The organism is Pseudoalteromonas shioyasakiensis, from assembly GCF_024518675.1.
In the GTDB taxonomy this organism is placed as follows: Bacteria; Pseudomonadota; Gammaproteobacteria; order Enterobacterales; family Alteromonadaceae; genus Pseudoalteromonas; species Pseudoalteromonas shioyasakiensis_B.
In genome coordinates, this window is sequence record NZ_JANIGL010000002.1 from 520,501 (window position 1) to 545,865 (window position 25,365).

Annotated in this window: 19 protein-coding genes; 13 read left to right on the forward strand and 6 right to left on the reverse strand. The window is 40.4% G+C overall.

Annotation, left to right across the window (positions count from 1 at the left end):
* Positions 1-58 precede the first annotated feature (58 nt).
* The 4 genes from NQT69_RS08290 to NQT69_RS08305 all read left to right on the forward strand — a co-directional run bounded on the left by NQT69_RS08290 (position 59) and on the right by NQT69_RS08305 (position 5,667).
* Complete coding sequence (locus NQT69_RS08290; protein ID WP_256827174.1) at positions 59-1,234, forward strand: MFS transporter; 1,176 nt, start codon at positions 59-61, stop codon at positions 1,232-1,234.
* Entirely contained in the window at positions 1,234-2,400 is a 1,167-nt protein-coding gene (locus tag NQT69_RS08295) for an MFS transporter (RefSeq protein WP_256827175.1), read from the forward strand. Before NQT69_RS08290 ends, NQT69_RS08295 begins: the two co-directional genes overlap by 1 nt.
* 69 nt (positions 2,401-2,469) lie before the next feature.
* Entirely contained in the window at positions 2,470-3,099 is a 630-nt protein-coding gene (locus NQT69_RS08300) for an SDR family oxidoreductase (RefSeq protein ID WP_256827176.1), read from the forward strand.
* Between the two features lie 195 nt (positions 3,100-3,294).
* Positions 3,295-5,667: a TonB-dependent receptor domain-containing protein gene (locus NQT69_RS08305; RefSeq protein WP_256827177.1), complete on the forward strand. Its 2,373-nt coding sequence runs from the start codon at positions 3,295-3,297 to the stop codon at positions 5,665-5,667.
* Positions 5,668-5,731: 64 nt separating this feature from the next.
* Here the strand turns inward: NQT69_RS08305 and NQT69_RS08310 are convergent, their stop codons facing one another.
* The 3 genes from NQT69_RS08310 to NQT69_RS08320 are packed head-to-tail and all read right to left on the reverse strand — an operon-like array spanning position 5,732 to position 9,138.
* The gene (locus NQT69_RS08310; RefSeq protein WP_256827178.1) at positions 5,732-6,877 is read right to left on the reverse strand and encodes an ABC transporter permease; all 1,146 of its coding nucleotides are present in this window, start codon (positions 6,875-6,877) and stop codon (positions 5,732-5,734) included.
* Positions 6,874-7,608, reverse strand: coding sequence for an ABC transporter ATP-binding protein (locus NQT69_RS08315; RefSeq protein WP_256827179.1), 735 nt, complete (start codon positions 7,606-7,608; stop codon positions 6,874-6,876). Before NQT69_RS08315 ends, NQT69_RS08310 begins: the two co-directional genes overlap by 4 nt.
* A gap of 3 nt (positions 7,609-7,611) precedes the next feature.
* Entirely contained in the window at positions 7,612-9,138 is a 1,527-nt protein-coding gene (locus tag NQT69_RS08320; RefSeq protein WP_256827180.1) for an alpha/beta fold hydrolase, read from the reverse strand.
* A gap of 94 nt (positions 9,139-9,232) precedes the next feature.
* On the opposite strand from NQT69_RS08320, the gene NQT69_RS08325 reads away from it, so the two are divergent.
* Genes NQT69_RS08325 through NQT69_RS08335 form a run of 3 tightly spaced genes read left to right on the forward strand, consistent with a single transcriptional unit; the run spans position 9,233 to position 11,687 of the window.
* Positions 9,233-9,607 carry a GntR family transcriptional regulator gene (locus NQT69_RS08325; RefSeq protein ID WP_256827181.1) on the forward strand — a complete coding sequence of 125 codons (375 nt, stop codon included), beginning with the start codon at positions 9,233-9,235 and terminating at the stop codon, positions 9,605-9,607.
* 2 nt (positions 9,608-9,609) lie between these two features.
* Positions 9,610-10,446 (forward strand): ABC transporter ATP-binding protein, encoded by an 837-nt coding sequence (locus tag NQT69_RS08330; RefSeq protein WP_256827182.1) that lies wholly within the window; start codon positions 9,610-9,612, stop codon positions 10,444-10,446.
* Entirely contained in the window at positions 10,443-11,687 is a 1,245-nt protein-coding gene (locus NQT69_RS08335) for a hypothetical protein (RefSeq protein WP_256827183.1), read from the forward strand. Before NQT69_RS08330 ends, NQT69_RS08335 begins: the two co-directional genes overlap by 4 nt.
* Before the next feature lie 45 nt (positions 11,688-11,732).
* Here NQT69_RS08335 and NQT69_RS08340 read toward each other — a convergent pair whose 3' ends face one another.
* Both NQT69_RS08340 and NQT69_RS08345 read right to left on the reverse strand, forming a co-directional pair.
* On the reverse strand, positions 11,733-12,821 hold the full coding sequence (locus NQT69_RS08340) for a tyrosine-protein phosphatase (protein ID WP_256827184.1): 1,089 nt from the start codon (positions 12,819-12,821) through the stop codon (positions 11,733-11,735).
* Positions 12,822-12,866: 45 nt separating this feature from the next.
* Positions 12,867-15,359, reverse strand: a complete 2,493-nt coding sequence (locus NQT69_RS08345; protein WP_256827185.1) for a TonB-dependent receptor — start codon at positions 15,357-15,359, stop codon at positions 12,867-12,869.
* Between the two features lie 390 nt (positions 15,360-15,749).
* Here NQT69_RS08345 and NQT69_RS08350 point away from each other — a divergent pair, with 390 nt between their 5' ends.
* The 6 genes from NQT69_RS08350 (at position 15,750) to NQT69_RS08375 (ending at position 24,567) form a co-directional block, all read left to right on the forward strand.
* A complete protein-coding gene (locus tag NQT69_RS08350; protein ID WP_256827186.1) occupies positions 15,750-16,595 on the forward strand; it encodes a hypothetical protein in 846 nt (281 codons plus the stop codon).
* Positions 16,592-17,683: a hypothetical protein gene (locus NQT69_RS08355; RefSeq protein WP_256827187.1), complete on the forward strand. Its 1,092-nt coding sequence runs from the start codon at positions 16,592-16,594 to the stop codon at positions 17,681-17,683. The genes NQT69_RS08350 and NQT69_RS08355 overlap by 4 nt, the downstream gene beginning before the upstream one ends.
* Positions 17,684-17,796: 113 nt before the next feature.
* Positions 17,797-18,801, forward strand: coding sequence for a 5'/3'-nucleotidase SurE (locus NQT69_RS08360; protein ID WP_256827188.1), 1,005 nt, complete (start codon positions 17,797-17,799; stop codon positions 18,799-18,801).
* Positions 18,802-18,993: 192 nt separating this feature from the next.
* Positions 18,994-19,788 carry a substrate-binding periplasmic protein gene (locus NQT69_RS08365; RefSeq protein WP_256827189.1) on the forward strand — a complete coding sequence of 265 codons (795 nt, stop codon included), beginning with the start codon at positions 18,994-18,996 and terminating at the stop codon, positions 19,786-19,788.
* A gap of 196 nt (positions 19,789-19,984) precedes the next feature.
* Positions 19,985-20,539, forward strand: a complete 555-nt coding sequence (locus tag NQT69_RS08370) for a hypothetical protein (RefSeq protein ID WP_256827190.1) — start codon at positions 19,985-19,987, stop codon at positions 20,537-20,539.
* A gap of 56 nt (positions 20,540-20,595) precedes the next feature.
* A complete protein-coding gene (locus NQT69_RS08375) occupies positions 20,596-24,567 on the forward strand; it encodes a S8 family serine peptidase (protein ID WP_256827191.1) in 3,972 nt (1,323 codons plus the stop codon).
* Positions 24,568-24,645: 78 nt separating this feature from the next.
* Here the strand turns inward: NQT69_RS08375 and NQT69_RS08380 are convergent, their stop codons facing one another.
* Positions 24,646-25,356, reverse strand: coding sequence for a TorF family putative porin (locus NQT69_RS08380; protein WP_256827192.1), 711 nt, complete (start codon positions 25,354-25,356; stop codon positions 24,646-24,648).
* Between the last annotated feature and the right edge of the window lie 9 nt (positions 25,357-25,365).

Sequence of the window (25,365 nt, forward strand, 5' to 3'; positions counted from 1 at the left end):
TTTATTATAGGCTAATACATTTTATCCTAGTACTACACTTACTAAAGATAAGAGCAAGATGAATACGACGCCCACTATCAGCAAACTATTGTTATTTTTGATGACCGCCGCTATTGCGGCCACAGCAGCTAACTTATATTACAGCCAACCCATATTGCCATTAATAGCGCAAGAGTTTGGTTTAACAAATACAAAGACCGGCAGTGTTATCGCATTAACTCAATTTGGCTATGCCGCGGCGTTATTATTTATATCGCCATTAGGTGACTCAGTCCCGAGAAAACGCCTTATTGCTATACTCTCTATTTTACTTGTTTTATCTTCTTTACTCGCTGTGACAGCACCAAACTTAACAGTCTTACTCATAGGCGTGTTCTTTATAGGTTTAAGCGCTAATATTACCCAGCAGCTTATCCCATTTGCAGCATCTTTAGTTACACCAAAAGAAAAAGGGGCAACGCTAGGCACCCTAATGATGGGCCTTACTGTGGGTATTTTATTATCAAGAACCCTTAGCGGCTCAGTTGCTGAATACTTCGGCTGGCGCGCTGTATTTGTGATGTCTGCCTTATTAGCTACCATATTTGGCTTATTGCTTTATAAAGCACTGCCTCACAATACAGCTCATACAAACTTAAAATACACCCAGCTGCTTAAAAGCACATTCGTCCTTTTTAAAAAACACAGGTCATTACAAATATTTACCTTTGCAGGCGCCAGTTGGTTTGCTGCTTTTAACGCACTTTGGGCAACGCTTGCAATTCATGTTAGTCATGCGCCATTTAATTATAATGCGCAACAAGCGGGGTTATTCGGTGTTATTGCTTTAGCTGGCGTCATGGGCGCAAAATCATCCGGTAAATGGGTGAACAAATTAGGCTCTAAATCATTGGTAAAAATTGCATTATTTATCATTGCAATTGGTTTCATAATAACTGGGGTGTATGCAAATAGTCTAACCGCGCTGATCATAGGAATTATCTTAATTGATTTTGGTGTATTTAGTGCACAAGTAGCCAATCAAGTACGAGTTTTTTCAATAGACCCAAACGCGCAAAGCCGGATAAACGGAGTCTATATGCTCGGCTACTACCTAGGTGGTGCACTCGGCTCACTGGCTGGTGTTAAAGCATATCAATATTATGCATGGCCAGGTGTTGCCTGCTTAAGTATTGGCTTTGTATTACTTGCCTTAACGTTTAATTACTTTGCACCTAAACAACAGGAGTTATAATGAATAAACTTTCTAGCCTTGGCGGATTCAGCCTACTTTGTATCGCCAGCTTAACGATTATGGTCGGCTCGGTCGTTGCCCCTGGCTTATTAAATATTGCCCATGCTCTAGGCGTAGCTGAGCATTCATCATGGTTGATAACCCTCCCCTCACTAGGAGCCATATTATTTGCGCCCTTTGCCGGTAAGTTGATTGATAAGTATGGCGCATACCCAAGTTTAGTCATTGGCTTAATTTTATATGGTGGCGTCGGTGCTGCTGTATTTTGGCTTTATGGACCAGAACTGGTCTTTATAAACCGAATTTTCCTTGGTGCCACCACAGCCGTTGTTATGGCCAGTGGCACGGTATTAATTTCACAGTGGTATCAAGAAAAACAACGCTTGGCGATGATTGCTAAACAAGGGATGGCTATTGAGCTTGGCGGCGTATTATTTTTGTTTCTTGGTGGTCAATTTGCAGCATCATACTGGGGGTTACCGCTAACCCTTTATTTGTTCGCATGGGTGTTTTTAGCTATGTTGCTATTGTGGGTTCCAAGACAACCGCCAAAGTCAACTGAGTCTATTGAGATAGATACACCGGCTCAAGTATCTCGCAACGGTTTATCATTATTTGGCGTGTACCTAGTTACTTTACTCGCAATGGTTACATTCTTCTCTGCATTTATTTTGTTACCAAAAAGTATGGCTGTCCAAGGGTACAATGAAAAAGTAATCGGGTATGTGTTAGCCTTTATATCTTTAATAGCAGTCATCACTGCCCATTCAATACCTAAAATTGAGCAGCGGATCGGCGAAATCAAATTACTTGCTCTGGCGTTTATTAGTTATGCCCTTGCATATTTTGCTTTTAGCTACGCAACGGGGTTACCGCTTTTAGTCGCAGGCGCTATTTTAATGGGTATTGGCTTTGGCTTCAGTATTCCGTTACTCAATTTCCTAACAGTACAAAAAAGCCCAGCTTCAGTCAGAGGTCGTAATTTATCTTATTTTACTATGGCTGTTTTTTCTGGACAGTTTTTAACGTCATTTCTCGAGTTTTTAAATAGTGAGACTAGCACTACCTTTATCTCATACATGTTGCTGGCCGGTTTTATCTCCGCGGTATTATTGGGTCGTGAACTCTTTATCAAAAAAGATAAAAGCGTAATTAATTTACATTAAAGACTTTAAAAAGCAATTTAACCCCCAAGGTCTCTTGTAGGTGATAAATTTAATCAGAAGGAGTTAATTATGAGCAAAACTTTAATAATCGGCGCCAGTGGTCAAATAGGAAAAATGACCGCTAAGTTATTACAATCTCAACAACAGCAGGTAGTTGCGCTTGTTCGAGATAAAAGTAAGTTAAGTGATTTAAGTGACTCTTTTCTTACTATTGTTGAACAAGATCTTGAAGGTGATTTTAGCCAAGCCTTTACAGGCTGCGATCAAGTTATATTTGCAGCTGGCTCTGGTGGAAATACTGGCGCTGATAAAACGATTTTAATCGATTTATGGGCCGCTACTAAAGCGGCAAACTATGCAAAAGACCATGATATAAAAAACTTTATTATGGTTAGTTCGATTGGAGCAGATGATCCAGATGCTATTGAAAGTGAGTTAAAACCCTATTTAGTTGCAAAGCATAGGGCTGATGAGCATTTAAAGCAAAGCGGCTTAAATTACACGATAGTAAGACCTGGCGCGCTTACTGACGAAAGTGCATCCATGAAGATAAGCACTGAGCGCCCCAGCGACAGAAGTGACGCAAAAATTAGCCGAGAAAATGTTGCAAATTCACTGGCGCATATTGCCTCTAAGCCTTCCTCGAAGAAAGCTATTTTCGAATTATTTGACGGCGATCAAGCAATATCATCACTGTAAAAACTTTAAAGCGGCCACAATGGCCGCTTTATCACTTTCCTTGCCTGCCTTTTCCTGACTTTTGTATTTTATAATACGCTTATAAACCAGCATTCAACCCAATGCAAATGCAAACAATTATTGATTGAGTTCCTTTTTCGTGTATTATGTGCGCCGTTGTACCTAATTATTGCAATTAATAAAGGAATGAAATCAATGTCAAACCTATTAAAGCCAAGCATAATCGCTGTTGCTGTGGCCGCTAACTTTTCTGCTGTAGCTGATGAAAAAATCCCCGAAAAAAACATGGAACGTATGGTTGTAACCGCTACGGGCTTTGAACAAAAAGTCACTGAAGCACCTGCGAGTATCTCTATCATTACTAATGAAGACATTAAGTCTCATGCTTTCACATCCGTATTAGATGCTGTGCAATACCTAGAAGGTATTGATGTAGGTACAACTCGCGATAAAACCGGTCAAGGCAGTGTTAGCATGCGTGGCCTAACTGGCGAATACACTTTATTGCTCATTGATGGCAAACGTCAAAATAACCATGGTGATATTTACCCTAATAACTTTGGCGGCAACGCCTTTAATCACGTCCCTCCTGTTGATGCTATTGAACGTGTCGAAGTGATACGTGGCCCGGCATCGACCCTTTATGGCGCAGATGCACTCGGTGGCGTTATCAATATCATCACCAAAAAGCACATGGCTGGTTGGAGTGGTGCTGTTTCATTTAGTCGCTCATTGCAGCAAGACGATAGCTTCGGTGACGATATTACAACCGATTTCAATGTATCAGGCCCACTAATTGAAAATGTATTAAGTCTAGGTGTACGAGGCAGTATTTATGAACAACAAGCTTCATCACCCACTTTTGAGCCTGCAACAGATCCTAATGGTGATGTACATCTACGTTCACTTGGTTTTGGTAGCGGTGGCCGTACTGTTGATAACACCAATGAACAATTTGGTTTTACTATCAACTATTCGCCTTTTGAAAATCATCACTTAAGTTTTGATTACGATAATTCTAGCCAAGTGTATGACAATACACCTAGTTATAATATCGCATCTGGGACTATCACATACCCACTAGGCACAAAGGATAATATTGAGTCTATCTGGGCAAGCCGTGGCGGCAAAGTAAACCCACGAGCCGGTTATGCTGCAGACCAAAAATTTGACCGTCAATGGTGGTCACTTAGCTACGATGGCGATCTTAGCTGGGCAACAATGAAAGCGTCCGTGTCTTATGTGGATACACAAAATAATGGCCGAACCTTACCGCTAAGTGTAGCAGAGCGCCTGCAGTTACAAGAAATGTATGATGGTACTGGCGAATATGCCAATATGGATGAGCAAGCGCGTAAAGACCTTGCTGAAGAAACATTCTTACCACGCCCTGTACGCCCACTTGAAAGCAGCCAATATACTTATGACCTTCGCTTTGATATACCTATTACTGGCGCATTAGGCGATCACAACTTTGTGTTGGGTGGTCAATTAATTGATGGCGAGTTAAAAGATGGCGTGTTTGGCTTAGAAAGCAATGAAGCCGGTAAAGTACAAGAACAAAACATGTACTCTATTTTTGCTGAAGATAACTGGATGATGACTGACAACTTTACACTTACAGCCGGTGCTCGTTTTGATGATCACGACGTGTTTGGTAGCCAAGTGTCACCACGCTTATACGGTGTGTATAACGTAAATAACAGCTGGACTGTTAAAGGTGGCATCAGCACGGGTTATAAAACGCCACAAACAACTGATTTATACGATGGCATCACAGGCTTTGGCGGTCAAGGTACCAGCCCATTTGCAGGTAACCCTGAACTTGAGCCAGAAACCAGTGTGAACTCAGAAATAGCTTTATATTGGAATTCATTAGAAGGTGCGCATAACTTTAACATCACCTATTACAACACCAAGTTTGAAGATAAAATTGCCCGTGGTGATACGATTTTCAGCTGCGAGCAAACCAACGATGTTCGCCCTTGTGTTAATTTAGGCCAATATGATCAACTTGGTTATCAAAGCTATAGTCAAAAAATCAATATTGATGAAGTTGATTTACAAGGTATTGAAATTGCGGGTCAATATACAATCACTGAGACAGTTTCATTAAATGGTAACTACACGTGGACTGATAGCGAGCAACAAAGTGGTCCAGAAGAAGGACAACCACTAACAAACAGCGCTGAGCACATGGCCAACATAACCCTGAACTGGGAAGCCACTGACTTCATGGAAATATACCTCCAAGGTGTCTATCGTTCAGATCGTTACCGTGGTTGGGATAACGTGCACGACCAAGCGCTTTACTATAAGAACTACAACCTATTTAACCTAGGTGCACAGTTCTACGTTAATGAATATGTACAAATTAATGCCCGTATCAATAATTTATTAGACGAAGACTTTACCTCGTATAGCACCAGCTACACCGACTTAAATGGTGACGGTCAATACGAGTATGCTTCTGGTCGTGGTGCAGTGAGTGAAGTGAGCTTTACTGATGACTACAACGTTAAAGATAAAGGTCGTAACTTCTGGTTTGGTGTGACCGCTTACTTCTAAGTAAAGCGATTAAAAACGACATACTAAAAAGCGGCCAACTGGCCGCTTTTTTAATCACTACTTTTTATAAACCAAATACCACCTTTTCACTTTTCAGCATTCTTGCACTTAAAAAACTAAACAGTGCACATAATACCAGTGTAATGAGTGTTGATAGCAGTAACTGCGGAACAGGAATAGGATTACCTTTTATAAATTCCATTAATGCAAATTGCTGCGCGGCTATAGGCAGCCATTGCACAACATCTGTCGCAATGTCATAAGTTGTGATCATACTTAATGCCATTGGAATAAATAACACCATGGTGACGTAAGATTGCGCTTCTTTAAAAGATTTTGCCATAAAAGAGACAAACACTTGCAAGCTTGACGACATCAAAGCAATTGGGAAACATATCGCAATACAAAACAGCATAAACTCTGGCGTAATCGTTATGCTAAACCCTAATTGCTCCCACGCAACCATAGGATAAACCACTTTAGATACAATCAAAATAATAACCAAACCTAACATTGAAAACGCCGTAATTGCGCCCACTTTAGCTAGTACTATATGCAAACTACTTAAAGGATGGCTTAGTAATAAACTCAAAGAATTACGCTCTCGCTCGCCCGCACTGGTATCAATGGCTAAGCTCATTGCCGCATAAAATAACGTTAGAATAATAGTGAATGTTGCCAACCCTAAGATCATCCCGCCTTTAGAATCTGGCGTTGCTTGATCATTAACTTCAATCGCGAGTGCACGCATTAGATTTGGGTCTATACCGCGAGATACCAAACGTAAACTGGCAATCTCTGAGCTATAAACAGCCATCGCTTTTTCAACGCGATTAATATGCTTAGCCAGTTTATCATCTGACTTATCCGCAATAAGTGTCACTGTCGCTGGGCGACCTTCACTCAAATTTTGCTTATAATCATCACTAATAGACAGCGTAATCGGTTTAAGTAGAGGATCATTTTTATCATCCGCTATTTTAATATCACTACTGGCTAAATGAGCAACTAAACCCGGTGCATTACTGGGGTTTTCAATGGTAATTTTAAGCGCATCAGGAGAAGCGAATTGCTGCAGTAGTACACTCATCAGCAGACATATACCAATCGGCGCACCAATTGCGTAATACAGTCCAGCCATAACAGAGCGTTTATCACGACTTGCATCCATGACTTCTTTTTTAAACAGTACTTTTAATATATTGATCATGCTGCAATCCCCTCATCGCTACCGATTAACGCAATAAATGCTTCTTCTAATGTGTCTTTACCTGCTTGCTCACACAGCTGCGCTATAGACCCTTGAGCAATCACCTGCCCATTTGCCATAATGACAACGTGGTCGCACAAAGCCGCGACTTCTTGCATCACATGGGATGAAAATAAAACGCAATGCCCTTGTGCTTTAAGTAGCAATAGCAGCTCTCTTAAAATACGTGTACTCATTACATCGAGACCACGCGTTGGCTCATCCAAAATAACGTTTGTTGGATTATGAACAACGGCTTGTGCTAATGCCGTTTTCATTCGTTGGCCTTGCGAAAAACCTTGGCAACGGCGATCGGCAATATCATTCATACTTAATTTATCAATTACTTGCGTAGTCGCTTCCTTTGCTTGCGAAGCACTAAGGCCACTGAGCTGAGCAAAAAAGCTGATATATTCCCGCGGCGTAAGTCGCTCATATAAACCACATGGATCAGGAAATAATCCCAAGTTCTGTTTTGCTTGCATGGGCTGTTTTGCAACATCAATACCGTCAATTTCAGCAAACCCGCTGTCTGCTTTTAATAAGCCAAAAACAGTGCGTAAACAGGTGGTTTTACCGGCACCATTAGGGCCTAGCAAGCCAGTAATTTTGCCATTCTCTGCACTAAAACTTAATCCGTTTAATGCGTTAACATCACCAATCTTTTTGCTCAAATTAGATACATTAATCATGACTTACTCCTTGTTCGCTGTTGCTGTTGCTGTTGCTGTTGAATGAGTGTTTGCAACCCCATTAATATTCATAAAAAATTGCTTATCATTTGCTTCATTAATGCAATCGGTGTTAATACCTTGCATGGTTTTTTGCTCAATAAACTGGGCGACAATCTTTGGTGCACACGTTTGTGAACCAATGCCATGAGTGGCGGTTGGAGCAACAAGATGTGTTGCATCGGTCATATTTACCATTGCAAGTTCTGCCCAGCTTGGTGGTGTTGCCGGGTCGCGTGCGCCGGATAACAATAAGGTTGGTGAATCACTTTGTAATGGTTTATAAAATGCTTTTTCAGCGGGTTTTACTGCTAAAATTGGGCAGACAATATCAAGGCCTTCAATCATGATTTTACCCATGTATGTATCACTGTATTTAGTGCGCAGTTGAGGCGTCAATTGGGGCCAATCTTCTGAGCACACAATGGCATTATGCATGCCCATTGCCAGCGATTGAGTTAAGTCAGCGTTTGCCATTAAGCCTGCCAATGGGGAAAAATCACCTTGAGCCGCTTTGGTAATCACTAAAGGCACTATTGAGCGGGTTGTGTGACTATAAAGCGCTAAACGAATGGCACTGTAAAACTTCATTTTAGTAACAGTAAAAGGGATTAGTTCATAAGTGCGAGGGTGCCTGACTTGCGCCTCTATGGGTTGCTGCTCAAGTCTAGCTAGGAACTCATTAAAACGTATTTGCAAAGAGGGAAACTGCTCATTACAGGCGGCATCACTCTCACAACGTTCAAACAAAGCCTGCAATGATGCGTCTATTGCCTCGCCGATTGCGGCTAAGCTTTGCTGCATGGGAACCACACCATCTAAGGTGCTCGTTATAACCGAAGCAGGAAATTGGCGGGTGTATTCTTGCGCTATACGTGTTCCGTATGACACTCCATATAAATGAAAGCCTTTATAGCCCAGAGCAACACGCACAGCTTCAAAATCTTTTGCCGCAGCAGAGGTAGTAAAGTGGCTTAAATCAACGTTGAGCTTCACTTTACATTGCTCGGTGTCTTGCTTACTCATGGTTTGTAAATCAGTGATGGCATCATTAAATGCAAACTGTGTTTTTAAATCATCGCTGTCACATTGCAGCTGATTTGAATAACCTGTACCGCGCTGATCGACAAGTACAATATCTCGTGTTTCCCGGGCAAACCGTAAGTTATGATCAAATACTCTAGCTAAATCTATCGCTCCTTGACCAGGTCCACCAGCAAAACCCAACACAGCTTCATCTGGGTTACTAGGTTTTATTGCTGGTATAACGGCAAAGTGAATATCAATTTCACCATCGGCAGGGTTATCTGATAAAGGCTGAGCAATACTGCCACACATTAATCTATCTGATAGGCCTTCCATGTAACATGGCGTTAATTTTACAGGATTATTATCATTTTCTTGTCCCTGTAAAATTGCTGAATTTGCGATTAAAAAAGGTAAAATAGCTAATTTTATCAGCCTATTACGATATTTGATTGTACTTATCATTGCGCTTTCCCTTATTTGCATTTAACACCTAATGTGATAACTTATTACTTAGTGTATCGGTGTATTAACGTATTAATACAGTAGAGAAAGAGTAATGCTAGAATTTATTAATGTCAACCCTAATAGTGGTGATCCAATTTACAAACAGTTGCACGAGCAAGTTGTGCGCTTGATTGTGGGTGGGCAATTGTCGGCAGGAGATGAACTTCCGTCGGTACGAAAAATAGCCGATCATTTTGCTGTTAACCCAATGACTGTTTCAAGAGCGATAGGCCAGTTAGTCGACCAAGGTTGGCTTGAACGCCGTCGCGGTCAAGCAACGAAAGTGGCACAAAAAACAGTACAGCAAACTGATCAGCAAGAAACCTTACTTTTCAAAGCTATTGATCAACTTATTCAGCAAGCAAAACAGCTTGATGTACCCCAAGCAATATTATCCGAACTAATAAAAAAACGGTGGGAATTATAACAATGACACAACCACTTCTTAGCTATAAAAGTGTCTCTAAACATTACAACCAGCGCCTAATATTAAACAACATAAACCTAAGCGTTGAGCCTGGCATGGTGATTGGTTTATTAGGTAAAAATGGCGCAGGCAAAACAACCTTATTGCGCAGTGCACTGGGTTTAATAAAGCCAGACCAAGGTGAGGTAGAAGTATTAGGTGAATTAAGCCATCAATTAAGTGCCAGCAATAAAGAAAAAATTGGTTATGTCGCACAGCAAACATTTGGTTATGAAGGTTTTAAAATTGCTGATGCGTTAGCATTACACCGTAGTTTTTACCCTAATTGGGATCTGCAATTAGAAGAAAAATGGCTCGCGCGCTTCGAATTAAATAGGAGCAGTGCGGTTAATGATCTCTCGATAGGTCAGCGTCAGACCCTCGCCCTTATTATGGCCATGGCTTATAGACCTCAGTTGCTTATTTTGGATGAGCCGGTAGCAAGTTTAGACCCTATTGCTCGGCGCGAATTTATGAGTGATCTGTTCGATTTAGCGTTAGATTCGGGCTCAGGCATTTTATTTTCATCCCATATCACCTCAGACATAGAGCGCGTCGCTAGCCACATTGCACTGATAAAACACGGTGAATTATTATTACTCGACGAACTAGATGTCATTCGCGACACCGTTAGAAAAATCAACTTTAAAGCATCGACGATAGACCTTAGTGCATACAAGATACTGAACAAACAGCAAAATAGTGCCATCATTTATGGTTATACGGGTGAAGTTATTCCAGATGCTTTAGCAATCAATACGCTATCTCTAGAACAGTTGTTTGTGGAGCTACATGGATGATGCAAGTCAGTAAACGCCCTTGGTATCAAGGAGCGGTCAACTTTTGGTTAAAAGATGTGGGTTCTGCCAGCTATTTTATCGGGGCAATTATCACGTCTTTGCTGTGCCTCATAGCTACTGGTATTGAAGAGCTGATTACGTTAACGATCATGTTTTCAATTATCTGTATGTACAGCGCGATAGCCTGGCAAAGTATTCGTATGCAAGCTACTGAATGGCAAAGTTTAGTTGTTGGTTATCGTAAACATGTGATGTTCCAAGGTAAGGTATTCATAATATTGAGTAACTTAATTGCTCTGTTGAGTATCATAATTGCTGGCAATATTAATCTATTAGCAACCCTCACAGTTGCCAATCTTGTTGGCATTAGTATCTGGTTTTTAAATCGGTCATTCAGCCACTTATTTACCCCAGTATGCTATTTTAGCTTTTTTATTGCGACCTTAATATGTGTACTTATCGAGCAAATTCCTGTTTGGCTGATCCCCGTTAACATCATTGCTTTTATTTCTATTGCGTTATTACATAATAACTTTTCATCTGCCTATGTATGGCGCCCTGACGCATTAATAAATTATCGTAATGGTTTGCAATCAGGTTGGTCTCCTATTCCCAGTGGCTTTTTATCAAATTACGGCAGCCCTATTAATAAAGGGTTATTCCCTCTTAGTTACTTTGTTGGCTCAGGGCTTTCTCAGTATCTTATTTTGCTTACACTTTTATGTATTATCGGTGTTGCAATAAACTTATTTCACAACATCACTGAACATGTCATTTTTGTGTTAACACTGACTTTATTCGCAATTGTTACACTCAGTTTATGGAGCAAAGTACAAAAACAAAACTCATGGGAGCTGTTATTTACGCTGCCCATTTATAATAGTAGCCACAGCGCAAAAATAGCCCTTAGTAACAGCGTTCTAAAGCTGGCTGTACTCGTTATGGGCCTATGTTTTTTGACGGCTTCAGCGCTCAGCTTAGCTAACTCAACATTTTTAATATTTAATATATTAAGTTACTCATTGGCTTGCTCCGCGGGGTTATTACTCAGTTTTACTATTGGGAATGTATGCAAGAATATTAATTTACTCAGTCTGTTTTTATGCCTTTCTTTTGGCTTAAGTATGGCCTTAGCAAACTACATGTTTGATCATGGCGACAGCGTAGTTAAACTCGTTTTAATAGCTGCTTATGCTTTATTCATGGCGGGGTTAAATCGAGTCACTGTCAGATATATATAATTAAAAAAGCCCTGTGGAGTGTCCAGGGCTTTAACAAAATAATTTTTATTGTAGATACTTGCTACGTAAAGTAAGAATGTCTTTATCAGATACATCAAACTCTTGTTTTACATACTCAAGCATTGAACCATGTTTAGCTTCCATTGCGCTAATTGCCGACTTAATCAATGGCTCTGTAACACCTAATAAAGGCTGAGCTATGTCTTCAGGTAGACTAGCAAAAAATTTCATCATGGCAGCATATTTTGGATCCATATGCTCATCTTCTTTAGGAAGTAAAGAACGCGGATCAAGATATTGGTTAGTCGCCATGTAATCGTCAATAATAGTCTGTTTATCTACCCCAAGAGCAGCTAATACTAGTGCAGCACTAATACCAGTACGGTCTTTACCTGCAGTGCAATGAAATAACAAGCTGCTGTCTTTTTCAACTAAACTATCAAACATCGCGGTGTAATTCTCAGTTTGGTCGTCTAAAATACTTGGGTACATTTTTGTCATCATACTTTCAAGCATTTCACGACTTAAATTAGGGTCTTTTAATACTTTACCCAACTCTGCCATATCAAAGTCCATTTCATAATCTTGCGAGATCATTTCTGGTTGTTTAGCTGCCCACTTAGTGACTTCTGAACTACGCTCTGTCGTTGTTCGAAAATCAACAACTGTACCAATATCAAGCTCGTTGATTATGGTATAATCATCCGCTGTTAAATTAGATAAAGCACCTGAGCGATAGATTTTACCCCATTTAACTGTTTTACCTGTTGTGGTTTGATAACCACCAATATCCCTAAAATTACGACCTCCTTCAAGCGGCACTAAACGCGTTGTCGTCATAACCGGTTGTCCATTTTCTGGTTTAATAAAAAAGTAATACCGCTGTTCACTATTATCCGGCTGCCACTGAAAGTTACTTGCACTGACATCTTCAGCGATCACTTTAGCATCCATAACAGATGAAGAACCTGATACCAAAATATCAACCGGGGACGTTACCGATTGCGACCAAGTTAATTGGTAAGCTTGCTTTTCATATTGCGCCTGTGCCTGAGTAATTGATTCGCCACTCTGTGCAGCGACACTCGTTGATAATAAACCACAAAGTGCTAAATATTTTAATGTTGTTTTCATTGTAACTATCTCATTATGTGGGGCTTAATACAGCCCCGATAAAAATTAAAAGTTGATACGAACGCCGCCCATATAACGACGACCATAACGCTCTATTTGATTAGGCGTTGCTTCTGTCCCTACATAACGAGTATCAATTTCATCTGTGAGGTTATTGATGTTTGCATAAAAACTGACGTCAGCACCGTATACAGGATCTGCTAGGGTGTAGCTTAGTGAGAAATCCAAACGCTGCTGGGCAGCCCAGTATTCACCCATACTGTCGTTTTCAGTGGTTGATAACCAGTCATCACGGTATTGGTAGTTTAAGCGAGCAGAAAACAACTCATTCTCATAATATACTGATGTATTGAAAATCATGTCTGAGGTACCCGGTAGGCTAAAGCTTGTACCAGAGTTTGTAGTGAACTCACTATCAAGTAAGGTGATATTTGCTGATAGGCCAAAGCCTTCTAAATCTTCTGAAATAAAATCAGATGCTTGGCCTATAAAGTTAACTTCAATACCTTGGAAGTGGCCTTCATCACCATTTACAAAGCCCGTATATTGCCACTGCTCACCAGCAAACTCAGGAACATAATTGCCCGCATCAACTAAAGTGCTATCTGAGTAGATAACATTATCAATGTGACGATAAAATGCACCAACAGCGATTAAACTTGCATCACCTGCATACCATTCAAGTGATATATCACTTCCGTATGATGATTCAGCTTCAAGATAGGGGTTACCACCTGAAATTGTTTGTTCAGTGGTGTCTATGTTTGCTGATGCACGCCACTCGTTATAAGTCGGGCGGCTAAGGCCTGTTGAAATTGCAGCGCGAAACATTAAGTCGTCAGCTAAATCAACATTCAAATTTAAGCTAGGTAGTACATCTGTAAAGCTATCTGAATGTTCACCTTCAGGGCCTGTACTTGAGTAATCAGTGCTTTCAACTCTCACACCAGAAACAAGCGAGCCCCAGCTAAACTGAGTCGTTACCATTGCATAAGCAACAGCAATGTCCTCATTTATATTGATTTTAGTATCATCAGTAGGTGTTACTCCTAACCCGCCAGATGCAGCGTCTAAATCAGCGCGTAATTGCTGATTATCGTAATAAGTACCACCTATGCTATTGGTAAAATCGGTATCCCAAGGCTGTGATGTTACGTAATCACTTGGATTTAGGTCATACAGTGAGCCTGTTCCACCACTGGTGCCGAAACCTTCGGCTTCACGTTGGTCGTAGCCTGCGCCTATTCTTAGTGTGTTACTTAGGCCTGATAGTGTGAAGTCTGTTTCTGCATCGAGTTTAAATTGCACACTATCAATGGCGAGTGAACTACCATACATAATGAGCATGTTTACTGGGTATTCAATATCATTGATTGAGCCGCCTTGTGTTAAGTTAACAAGTGGGTCTTCAATATTAGTTAAATCATAATCTGCAAATGTGGTCCCACCTAAACTATATGGTAATGGTAATAACATTTCATTTTCTGTTTTGGTGTAGTTAACACGGCCTTCGACTAGCCAATCATCTAACTGTAAATCCGCACCTAACGTATTTGTCCACGTTGAGTTTTCATATAAGCCGTACTCAAGAGCACGGGTCATAATCGCCAAGCCACTACCTGTTTCACCAGGTTGTACGCTTGAGCCCATCGCCTCGGCACCACCGGCAAAATCAAATACAAATTGATTACGTTCTTCGTGATCTTGGAACTTGCTGTATAGCGTACTGAAGAAAAAGCGATCCATCGAGTTTGAAGGGCGATACTCAAAACGGCCACCATACGCTTCATCTTCACGTTTTACCTTATAGTTACGAATATCAATCTCATTAACTAATAGCTCGCCATCTTGTTGTGCTAAATCAAACTCACGGTTATCAGTTATTTGCTCACGGCTATTTTGTGATGCGAATAAACTCACACCATAATTTTCACCTGACCACGATGTGCGAACTGAGAATTTAGTAATATCTCCGTCCCCTAACTCTTGATTACCTAAACCAATGTCTGTAGATAAAGAAAAGCCATCAACATCAAATGGGTTAAACGTTTCAATATTAATAAAACCAGCAATAGATTCACCTGGCATATTAGGCATAATCGCTTTGTTCGCCTCAATACGACTGGTAATAACCGAAGGGAAACTATCAAAACGAGGTATACGGCCGTTTTCAGCACCTGGGATGGTGATGCCGTCTATCGCGATAGTTGTATAACGAAATGGTGCGCCACGGAAGTTAATATACCGTGCTTGCCCTTGGTCACGCTCAATTGCTAAGCCAGGAATACGTCCTAATGAATCAGCTAAATTTTGATCAGGGAAACGGCCTATCGTGTCAGCGGCTACTATATCAGCAAAATTAGACGCTGCTTGTTTAGCTGCTATCGCTGCTTTTTGGCTATCTTTTATAGGTGAAGCAATCGCAACTACTTCTTCAATTTCATCAAACCCTGCAGTATCTTGTTGGGCTTGAACGGCAGTTGAGGCAAGTGCTACAAGCACGCAGGTAGCCAATTGAGTTCTGCTAAACTTAGTCATTAAAAATGTACTCCAGTTGATAATTATGTTTGCACCATGTTTTTGATGACGGACATGATGGGCAACAATTATTGCAACTGAGTTACAGTAATTTACGAATCTGTAATAGAGATATCCCCAAAACAAATATAACTAAATTTCATATAGTTAAGTAATTCAACTGGCATTTTATAGATATTTATAAACGACAAACAGGCTTATTTAAATCACATTTCAACTTTACAAAACGTAAAATACAGCTGTCATCATCAACAATATAAACACACTAAAAAATAATAGCCTGTATAAGCTTTACTGAACTGCAGCAGGGTTAGTGGCGCTCATGATTGTCATGAAAATGACATGTTAATGATATAAATTTGTTACCAATTTCATCCTGTTACAGACACTATGCAATACCGACTCTTACTACACAGCGCTAAATTCTTGCTTATCGGTATTATTTTATCCTTTATAGTGTGGCTGATTTCATCACAACAAGTCGAAAATCTTGAGCTTGGGCAGCTAAACACCTATGAATGCAAGGTCGCAGCTTCGCAAGGAGAGCTGGACTTTAATCTTTATATCCCTTCTAATTGGCATGTCTTTTCTCTTGCTGATGAGCTCTGTCGCAACACCCTTAAAGGCAGTGTTTATAATAAAGTTATGATTTCATGGCAACCGCGCGACACCTTTAGCAGTGAATTGATAATGAAGCAGACATTTAATGTTATGCTCTATAGGGAGCACGCATTAACAGGCTTATTGCCAAATTGGCAAGACTTCTATCAACATGCTCTCGATTTACCTAACTACCAACTCTATTGGTTTTCTCACCAAGATAATATTGCCATAACACCTGAGTTTTTTGCTCACAAACATGTCGGCTTATTAGCCGATAAAAAGAGTGCCACGGGCTATTTATCTCCGCTGAGTGAAATGAGCCAAGCGGGTATTAACTTGCCCGCACAACAAATACATTTATACCCAAATCGAGAAGCGCTGATTGATGATTTTCTAAAGGAAAAACTAGATTTAATTCCCAGTCCTGATCATCACGTAGATTTAATAAACTGGCCAAAAAATAAAAAACATTTACTGACTGAGCCGTATTCCCAAGTTGGCTGGCTAGTTAGTAAAAACACTGAACAAGCTGTATTACCTAAGATTAAAAAATCGATAACAAAATATCAAAAGCAGCTGTTTAGTGAAATTATACAGCCGACGGTTCGACAACCTGAGTCAACACCACAATGAAGATAAGATATACCTTACTCTATATTCTGATCGGCTGTTGCTTAAGTCTGCACGCTTGGTATAGCGCATCTAAATCGTTAACAACAACATTAGAGAAAACGCTCCCTGCACTCACGGTTGCATCGCTAAAAAACTCAGTAGACGACAGAACAGAGTTGTCTAGAATGAGTAGCCACTTACTCGCAAAGCTAAAACTAGTGGATGTTGTTTCCTCTTCTCCCTTAGCTTTACTTGATAAACTTGAAGTAACAGAGCTTGCACTAGCAAAACATGGCACTGCAGATAACGACCAAGCTGATTTAAGCTGGGTATTTGGCGAGTATGCAATTGCATTAACATTGAGCACTAAGCCTAGATTTAAATTGTTCAATCTTATGGTGTTAACTTTAATACTCACACTTATCACTGTTTTACTAGAGAACCTTTTAAATACAGTTATTTACAAGGCTCAGCGTTTTTTTGCAGAAAAAAAAGCAATATCAGCCAATCCTGCAACTGAGCCCGAATACTCACCTTTATATGAACTACTAAATAACCAAACCGAGTTAAGTGCTAACGAAATAGACACCCTTTGTGAAAACGAAGTAGTTAAACAGCTTTGTGCAACGCAGTTACAATGGCTGATAGCCGCTATCAATAATAAACTAGATATTGAGGCTGCAATAAATGTTGCAACAACGAGCGATTCAATCAGCTTCGATCTAGCCAATCAGCAAGTGTACATTCATGGTTTAGCTATTCGCTTAGCGAAAACGCCTTTATTTTATTATTATTGGTATGCGCAACGTGAAGTTAATCAACTTCCCCCCTATATAAACCCACCAACAAATAAACCTGATACGCAAAACGGTGAACAATTAGCGCAATTAATGATTGAATACAAAGGTCACCAAAAAGCGATTAGAGACTTACAAGAAGAAGGCTTAAAAGGTAAAACTCTAGACCAGAACCGTAATAAAATTAAAGCAGAGCTGCAAAAAGCGATTGGTAAATTGGCAGAAAACTACCTATTTATAAGCGAGCGAGATATAAAAACTGCACGCTACAAATACCGTCTAAACAGCCAAGATAAAAAAATAACTTTGTAATACATGCAATTATAAAATAAAGATATCTCTAAAGTGACAGAGATATCTATTTCATAAAAGTGTAAATCAAACTTCCTAAGGTAGCTACACTAAACAAATCTTCAGGAATAACTATGAAAATTTACACTTTTTTAGCTGCTGCAATTTCAGCTGCTACATTCTCCATGCCAGCCAGCGCACTAAATATTGTGCTTACCAATGATGACAGTTGGAATACCCACAATATTCAAACCATGTTCACGGCGTTAACCAAAGCAGGGCATAATGTTGTTATGTCAACTCCTTGCACAGGCCAAAGTGGTAAAGGCGGCGCTATCCACTTCTTGAAAGCAGTAAATATTGACCGTTCGAAAGTTAAACAAAACCAAGTGTGCGTGGGCGACACTGATGAAAGTATCGCCCACGATAAATTTGTCGAAGGCACTCCAGTCATGGCTGCTTTATATGGGATTGATGTGCTTGCTCAGGAAAAATGGAGTAAAGCCCCAGACCTTCTTATCTCAGGCCCTAATGAAGGAAATAACCTAGGTTATGTAACCAATAACTCAGGTACTCTTGGTGCCGCAAACGCAGCAATTGCTCGAGGAGTACCAGCAATTGCGGTCAGTGCCCACCATGAAATGGATAAAAATTCAGCAGGTTTAGTTGCTAAGGCTGTTACTGAAATAGTTGCTGAACTGGTAAAAAAACAACAGCCAAATCAAGCAATCCTTCCTAAATTTACGGGTTTAAATATCAACACACCAAAAAACATGGTCGACCATAAAGGATATAAATTTTCTCAAGTTGGTTGGAATGCAGGTGGCCTTGAATTTAAATTCACATCAGATATGTCACAAGATAAACTTGCTATGGGTTTTGTGGCGCAAGGGATGATTGCTAAAGGCTACGCAACAGATATGGCGCAAGCCACTAAGATAGCAGAATCGCAGTATAAAGATAAACCAGGTGTGTCAGCAGCATTTAATCAAGGGTTAGTGGACGATAATAACCAATTGAGTGAAGGCATACTCATTAATAAAGGCTTTATAACCATCAGTACTATCGATGGGACAATGCAAGCAAGCCAAGCAAAAACCACACAAACTCAATCAAAACTTACTAACTTAGTAAAATAACAGAGATTACAAAACTGCTTTTAGTCAGTATTGACTTAAGTATATGGCGCGCATGTATTTAGCACAATTCATGCGCGTGCATTATTCTCGCTATTGCCACGTTATATTCGCTTTTGCCCATTTACTCAGGTAGTATCAAATTAGTTTAAATAATCATCATACGTTTTCAATGGTTTAACAAAGGAGCTTGGCATGTTTACCATTAAAAAAACTGTTTTCTTTTGCCTACTACTTTGTTTTGCAAATAAATTAGTTGCCGTACCAGCTGTGGTTAACCCCAATTTAAAAACCATAAATATAAGTGCCGGAGAATGGCCGCCTTTTCTAGGAGAGTCCCTTCCCTATCAAGGTGTTGTAGCGCACCTTATCAGAGACATTTTCGCCCAAGCAGGTATACAAGTTCACTTTACTTTTTTACCTTGGGGCCGTGCATATCACGATACTAATAATGGTAAGTACGATGCGACAGCAGTATGGATGCACAGCAAAGATAGAACCAATGCTTACCTATTTAGTAATGCTGTTTTAAGTGAACAATTCGTCTTTTTTCACTTGAAAAAGAACGACTTTGATTGGCGTGATCTTAATGATTTACGAGGGCTAATAATTGGTGGAGGGTTGAACTATAGCTATGGCCCTGTATTTGACCAAGCTATTGAAAAAAACACTTTTGAGCTTTCACGAGTCAGTAGTACTGAGCAAAACTTCCGTCGGTTATCAGTAGGCCGAATAGATATTTTCGCTGAAGAGAAAAACGTTGGTTACTACACCCTTAATAATCAACATCCTGAACTTGCAGATACCATAACCCACCATCCCACAGCATTTTTAACTAATGAAAGCTTTGTTTTATTCCCAAAAAATACAGAGCAAAGTGAACAACTACTAACAACATTTAACCACTATTTACTGCAATTTAAACAAGATGGCCGATACCAAGCCTACTTTGAAGGATTGCAGAAAGGTGATTATCAGCTAGCCAAATAGCGACTAAGTACCCGAGCTGCCACACCGCCTCGCTCTGAACAGTTATAAATACCGCTCAGTAAGGCAACTTACGCCTGCTGAACACGACCCCAAAAAAGCTCCGTACAAAATGCTACATAGAAACAGTTGGAATTCAAGCCTAAAAAGTTAACCATATTTTAACATTAAACCAAAATAGTTAACTTTAACGAGTCATATGCAACTGATATCAAAGATAGTCTTTATTTTAATTTCTACATTTTGCTGTGTTCTTTATGCCAATGACTTTGAAAGAAGCAACATAGTGCCAACCATGCAGTCGCCATCAAATTTAAAAATCACCTTGATCACTGGGGATACTGTTAGCTATGAAAAAAATAGCACATCAACCTTTCGTGTCTATGAAAAAGGCAGTTCCAAGCTAGTACAACATAAAAGTCTCAGTATAAATGGACAGCTTTATCTCATCCCCTTAAAAGCACAACCATTGATTAATTTAAACATCTTAGATCAAGAATTTTTCAATATAAATAAGCTCGTTAATTATGAGCTAGATGACGCTAGCAGTAGTCTTTATCCAATATTAATCAAATACAAATCGCCTTTTAGCCAAGCCAATTTAATAACAAATGCTAGCGCTATTACCTATGAAAAAATCCGTACACAGTACATAGAATTAAAAAAGTCAGAGTTAGTACAAACTTGGGCTGAAATCACAAAAAATTTAACCATCGAAAAAATCAATTTAGATGAAAAAATTAATCATCACTAGTAGGTCAAGCTCATCCCCTACTCATCATTAAACACTACCTTACCAGGGAATATAAAATGAATAAAAAACTAAAAATAGCTAAAGTAGCACTCGCATTGAAAAGTGCCTTATATGTTGGATTAATGTCTACATTAACTCCACAAGCTATCGCCAATGACAAACAAACCGAAATCAACAGCTCGGAAAGAAACTTAAGCTTTACATTAATCACGGGTGATAAAGTATCGGCGCGTCTAAACCAAGATGGCACTATTGGTGGCATTCGCTTACTTGCAGAAGACGGCCAAGAAACCATTACTAGTCTTTTTAAACGTGGCGGTGAAAGCTATGTGATCCCGGCATCTGTACAAGAAAAAGTAAACTCAGGTGCATTAGATATGGAGCTTTTCAATATTGATAAGCTCTATCAAGCCGGCTTTGATGATGCCAACTCTGACTCCCTACAAATCATTGTTGAGTACCGTGATAATAGCTTTGATGAAAAGCCATTCTCAATGGCGATGCCTGGTGCCAAGGTAAAAGCGCAATTTAAAGTAATCGATAGCGTGGTAATGGAGGTCGATAAAGATAACCTTGAAGGTGTACTAGAAGGACTTTCAGTGAATACTGCCGTTGAAGGTGTTTGGCTTGATGGCATGGTTTTCGCGCATAAACAGCCTGCTAAAAACAACCCTGGTCACAATAAGGGCAAAGGTAAAAAAGACAAAGATCACTGGTGGAAAAATAAAATAGAATCAGATGCAACATCACCGACTGTGCCATTAACTGGGGCTTACGGTCCATATGCTGAGGATTACGATGGTACAGGGATCAAAGTAGCCGTTTTGGATACCGGCTTTGATACTGATCATCCAGATCTACAAACAAACGTATTTATGTACCAAGACTTTAGTAGTTACAACGCGCCCAATATTGATGACTTAAATGGCCATGGTACGCATACCGCCTCAACCGTTGCTGGGTCAGGTGTTGAAAGTAACGGTAAATATGTTGGCATGGCGCCAGGGGCTGATCTGCTAATCGCTAAAGTACTTGCCGACAATGGTTCAGGCTCAACATCGGGCATCCTTGCAGGTATGCAATGGGCTGTGGATAACGGAGCTGATATCGTTAATATGTCATTAGGCGGCTCAGTCACTGCCTGTGATGGCCCTATGGTTGAAATGGTTGAAGCATTAAAAGATGAAGCATTATTCGTCATCTCTGCAGGTAATAACTTTATTCGTGAAACTATTGGCTCTCCTGGTTGTTCACCTTATGCGTTAACAGTGGGCGCTGCTGATCGTGAAAATGTAACCGCTGAATTTTCAAGCCGGGGCCCTTCTCCTGATGGCCATTCTGCAAAACCTGATATTACCTCACAGGGTGTCAATGTCATTGCTGCAGCATCGGGTGGTAAAGGAGAATATGCATACCGTGCTAACTCAGGTACCTCAATGTCAGCACCCCATGTTGCTGGTGGCGCTGCTTTAGTATTACAAGCTCGTCCTGAACTTACGCCACAACAACTAAAAGCGGTTTTAACGTCATCAGTAACCGAAACTCGCGCACATGTGCTTGATCAAGGTGCTGGTCCAATGGATGTTAACCAAGCGATGGTGCAATCTGTAATTGCACAACCAAACCTTGAATTAGGTTTCTTTGATTCAGAAAACCCGGTTGAAAGCCACCAAAGCAGTGTTACTTTAGAAAATATCAGTGATGAAGATGTGACATTTGATTTAGAGGTGACTTTTGTTGGTGAAGACGACAAGCCATTATCAGCCTACAACCTTGCTGGTCTTGATGCTAAACGCATCACGATTCCTGCTAATGGAACCGCTGAAGTACCTGTATGGATAAACCCAACTGTAGCATTAGAAAACGCAGCATACGGCACGATAACAGGTCGCATTAAAGGCACCGAGGTGAAATCTCACCACGGTAAAAAGAAAGGCCATTATAAAAATGGTAAGTTTGACGACTTACAAAAGATCACTGTGCCAGTATCATTTTGGGTTGAGCCACCGACAATGAACTTAACACTGAATGCCACTGACCGCTTAGGCCTTCCGGCAGCAAGTCCATCAAAGTTTTATATCATGAGTGGTGAAGATACTTGGGGTCAATCAGGCCAATTTACCAATGGTACAGCGACTGTTGAATTACCAAAAGGTGAATATAGCATCGTCAGCCATATCATGACCTATGATAACCCAACTCCATACGGTGGTTTGGTAGAATCAGCAACCATGATGGCCGAATTAGGTGTAGATTTAGACGTAGATACCAGTATTAGTTTTGATGCAAGCACCGCTGAGCCGGTGAGCTTTAAAACGGATAAACCGTCACAAATGCAAGGTTTCTCATTTGGTTTCACTTATGCGTTAAGCGAAAAAGACACACTGAAGCTCGCTGCAATGGAACTTGCACCTGACTATGTAACTGGTTTTTATACAAAATCAACTGGCTATGATGAGCGTTTTAGAAGCTTTTTAACCACCCGTGCTTTTACGCCAAAACCCGTTATCACCACTGAAAACGGCACTCAACTTGAGTACATTTTAGCAAGTGCTGCAAAGTCATTTAATGGACAAGGCAGCGCTGAAGTTGTTGCGGTTGGCGATGGAGGTTACTCAACTGATTGGAGTCAATTTGATGTAGCAGGTAAAATTGCCCTTATCGATGCAGACTTTTATATTACCGGTGTCCAAGTCAAAAACGCGCTAGAACATGGTGCTGTTGGTGTGATTGGCTCTGTTAATAATCGCACTGGTCGCTATAAACCAAACATATCTGGCCGCTACGATATTCCAGTGGCAGCAATTGCGCAAAGTGAAATGGAAAAAATTTACGCTGAGCTTGAAAATAATGAATCTCTGAAGATCAATTGGTCTGGTATTGCGCATGAGCACTCGCCTTATGTTTATAACTTAGCGCACTTGAATGATGGTAAAATCATGACAGGCAGCATTAAAGTTAAAAACAAAGATTTATCAGCCATTGAAACAACCCACTACACACAAGGTGAAGCCCGCATTAAATATTCTGATATTTATGCAAACCTACCAAGTACGGGGGAGTTTTATGCCACAGGTAGCCCACAGCTAATTGCCACGCCAACCGTACGTACTGAGTACTTTACGGCGACTAAAACTGCTGAGCCACTAAAAGGTAAAGATAAGGTATTACCAAGGATCGCTTGGACTAATCAAGTTATGCCAAGTATTAACTTTAACACCGATGGGGGCTTATTTGACGGTGCTCGTGAACATGTAATTGGTAGCCACACAGCAACAAGTTGGGATAAAGCCCCTTGGGGTGCCGCTTTACTAACCAGTGGCCGCTCGCGCGCTTATCGCGATACAAATCTATTGCATATTGCGAATGCTGCATATGGTGATAGCAGTGGTCATGATGGTGGTGTAGGTTACAGCATAAGTTCATCGTATGGCTTAACACTCAACGGTGAACAAGTTTATTTAAATAATGGTTACTTAGAGCTACCTGATGAACCGGCTATAGTCGACTATTCGATCAACACCTCTAAACGTGCAATAGGAGCATCTCACCAAGCTAATGAACAGCTAGGTGCTGAACTGTTTGTCACTCACAAATTTACCACCAGTGCTGACAGCCAAGGGCCACAATCAATGTTAATACCTTCTATTGATGTACCTTTAGACTTGCAAAATACTGCAGCTGCTAATACACCAGTAAAAGTCAAAATTGGCGCAATATCAGAAGCTGATGGCGTTGTTGATTTAACTAATGTACAAGTTAGCTACCGCTACGGTCGTGAATGCAGAATGTATGGCTATGGCAGATGTCGCCAAGACGAAAGTCAAAGCTATCCAACCCTTAATGACCGCGTACTACCTGAAGATATTGCAGAAGTTGCGCAAGTTGAGAAGATTGATGGTCAGTGGTACGCAACCATTCCAAATACCGCCGAGGCAGGTCAATTTGTACATTTACGTGTGATTGTGACGGATGCTAAAAACAACAGCACAGATCAATCAGTACTAAGGGCTTACATGATCGACTAAATCGATAACGTAGGTTAATAAAAAAGCGGCCATGTCGTCATGGCCGCTTTGCTGCTTAAACAAAAATGTTAAAAGGCTTTAGAGCGAAAAAGTACGTCCGACTGAAAGCACTATACGCTCATCGGCTGTATCCCAATCTAAACTGGTATTTTCACCCGCTACTTCAATATCGAAACCAGCGAGGCTTGTTTGATAAGCTAAGCGATAGTGGTTATATGATTTACCATCGGTTCCATCCCATGCGTACTTGTCACCATCCAAAGAGTTTGAAATATCAAAGCTAGCCCGCAGTGCGTGGTTAGGTGCAAGCTCAATGGTATGCGCAACCATAGAAATCACATGCCCTGCCCCTGTGCCAAAGTAATCCCAGCTGTACCAAAAATTAAGTTCTGTTTGGCCTAAATCGCTGGTATAACCAAACTTAGTGTAAGCTTCAAAATAATTACCATCACTTGAATTGCTCTGGCCATGATAACTGTAATACGCTAAACCATAATCAACGCTGAGTGCATCATTTAGCTGCGCATAACGGCCAAAGTAAGCATCCCACTCAATGTTAGTATCGTCACCAAAATCCACGTTTGATGCCCATGTACCTGCGTACATACCTGAGTCACCAAAAGAATAATCTAGACTACCTTGAATGGCTGGGTCGTTTTGCGTTTGGCTCACACCATTAAAGGTATAATCCGATACGCCCGTGATGGTCGTTGACCAGTCAGCTAATGCAGAAGTTGAAAAAAGGGCAAATGGTAGTGCAATTGCAAGTAGTGTTTTTTGTGTTGTCATGTTAATTCC

What these genes read in the sequence shown, in the direction of transcription:
- NQT69_RS08305 (WP_256827177.1), top strand. Translation starts at nt 3,295, where the DNA reads ATGTCAAACCTATTAAAGCCAAGCATAATCGCTGTTGCTGTGGCCGCT.
- NQT69_RS08365 (WP_256827189.1), top strand. Translation starts at nt 18,994, where the DNA reads ATGTTTACCATTAAAAAAACTGTTTTCTTTTGCCTACTACTTTGTTTT.
- NQT69_RS08360 (WP_256827188.1), top strand. Translation starts at nt 17,797, where the DNA reads ATGAAAATTTACACTTTTTTAGCTGCTGCAATTTCAGCTGCTACATTC.
- NQT69_RS08350 (WP_256827186.1), top strand. Translation starts at nt 15,750, where the DNA reads ATGCAATACCGACTCTTACTACACAGCGCTAAATTCTTGCTTATCGGT.
- NQT69_RS08310 (WP_256827178.1), bottom strand. Translation starts at nt 6,877, where the DNA reads ATGATCAATATATTAAAAGTACTGTTTAAAAAAGAAGTCATGGATGCA.
- NQT69_RS08355 (WP_256827187.1), top strand. Translation starts at nt 16,592, where the DNA reads ATGAAGATAAGATATACCTTACTCTATATTCTGATCGGCTGTTGCTTA.
- NQT69_RS08375 (WP_256827191.1), top strand. Translation starts at nt 20,596, where the DNA reads ATGAATAAAAAACTAAAAATAGCTAAAGTAGCACTCGCATTGAAAAGT.
- NQT69_RS08320 (WP_256827180.1), bottom strand. Translation starts at nt 9,138, where the DNA reads ATGATAAGTACAATCAAATATCGTAATAGGCTGATAAAATTAGCTATT.
- NQT69_RS08300 (WP_256827176.1), top strand. Translation starts at nt 2,470, where the DNA reads ATGAGCAAAACTTTAATAATCGGCGCCAGTGGTCAAATAGGAAAAATG.
- NQT69_RS08325 (WP_256827181.1), top strand. Translation starts at nt 9,233, where the DNA reads ATGCTAGAATTTATTAATGTCAACCCTAATAGTGGTGATCCAATTTAC.
- NQT69_RS08295 (WP_256827175.1), top strand. Translation starts at nt 1,234, where the DNA reads ATGAATAAACTTTCTAGCCTTGGCGGATTCAGCCTACTTTGTATCGCC.
- NQT69_RS08380 (WP_256827192.1), bottom strand. Translation starts at nt 25,356, where the DNA reads ATGACAACACAAAAAACACTACTTGCAATTGCACTACCATTTGCCCTT.
- NQT69_RS08335 (WP_256827183.1), top strand. Translation starts at nt 10,443, where the DNA reads ATGATGCAAGTCAGTAAACGCCCTTGGTATCAAGGAGCGGTCAACTTT.
- NQT69_RS08330 (WP_256827182.1), top strand. Translation starts at nt 9,610, where the DNA reads ATGACACAACCACTTCTTAGCTATAAAAGTGTCTCTAAACATTACAAC.
- NQT69_RS08315 (WP_256827179.1), bottom strand. Translation starts at nt 7,608, where the DNA reads ATGATTAATGTATCTAATTTGAGCAAAAAGATTGGTGATGTTAACGCA.
- NQT69_RS08370 (WP_256827190.1), top strand. Translation starts at nt 19,985, where the DNA reads ATGCAACTGATATCAAAGATAGTCTTTATTTTAATTTCTACATTTTGC.
- NQT69_RS08340 (WP_256827184.1), bottom strand. Translation starts at nt 12,821, where the DNA reads ATGAAAACAACATTAAAATATTTAGCACTTTGTGGTTTATTATCAACG.
- NQT69_RS08345 (WP_256827185.1), bottom strand. Translation starts at nt 15,359, where the DNA reads ATGACTAAGTTTAGCAGAACTCAATTGGCTACCTGCGTGCTTGTAGCA.
- NQT69_RS08290 (WP_256827174.1), top strand. Translation starts at nt 59, where the DNA reads ATGAATACGACGCCCACTATCAGCAAACTATTGTTATTTTTGATGACC.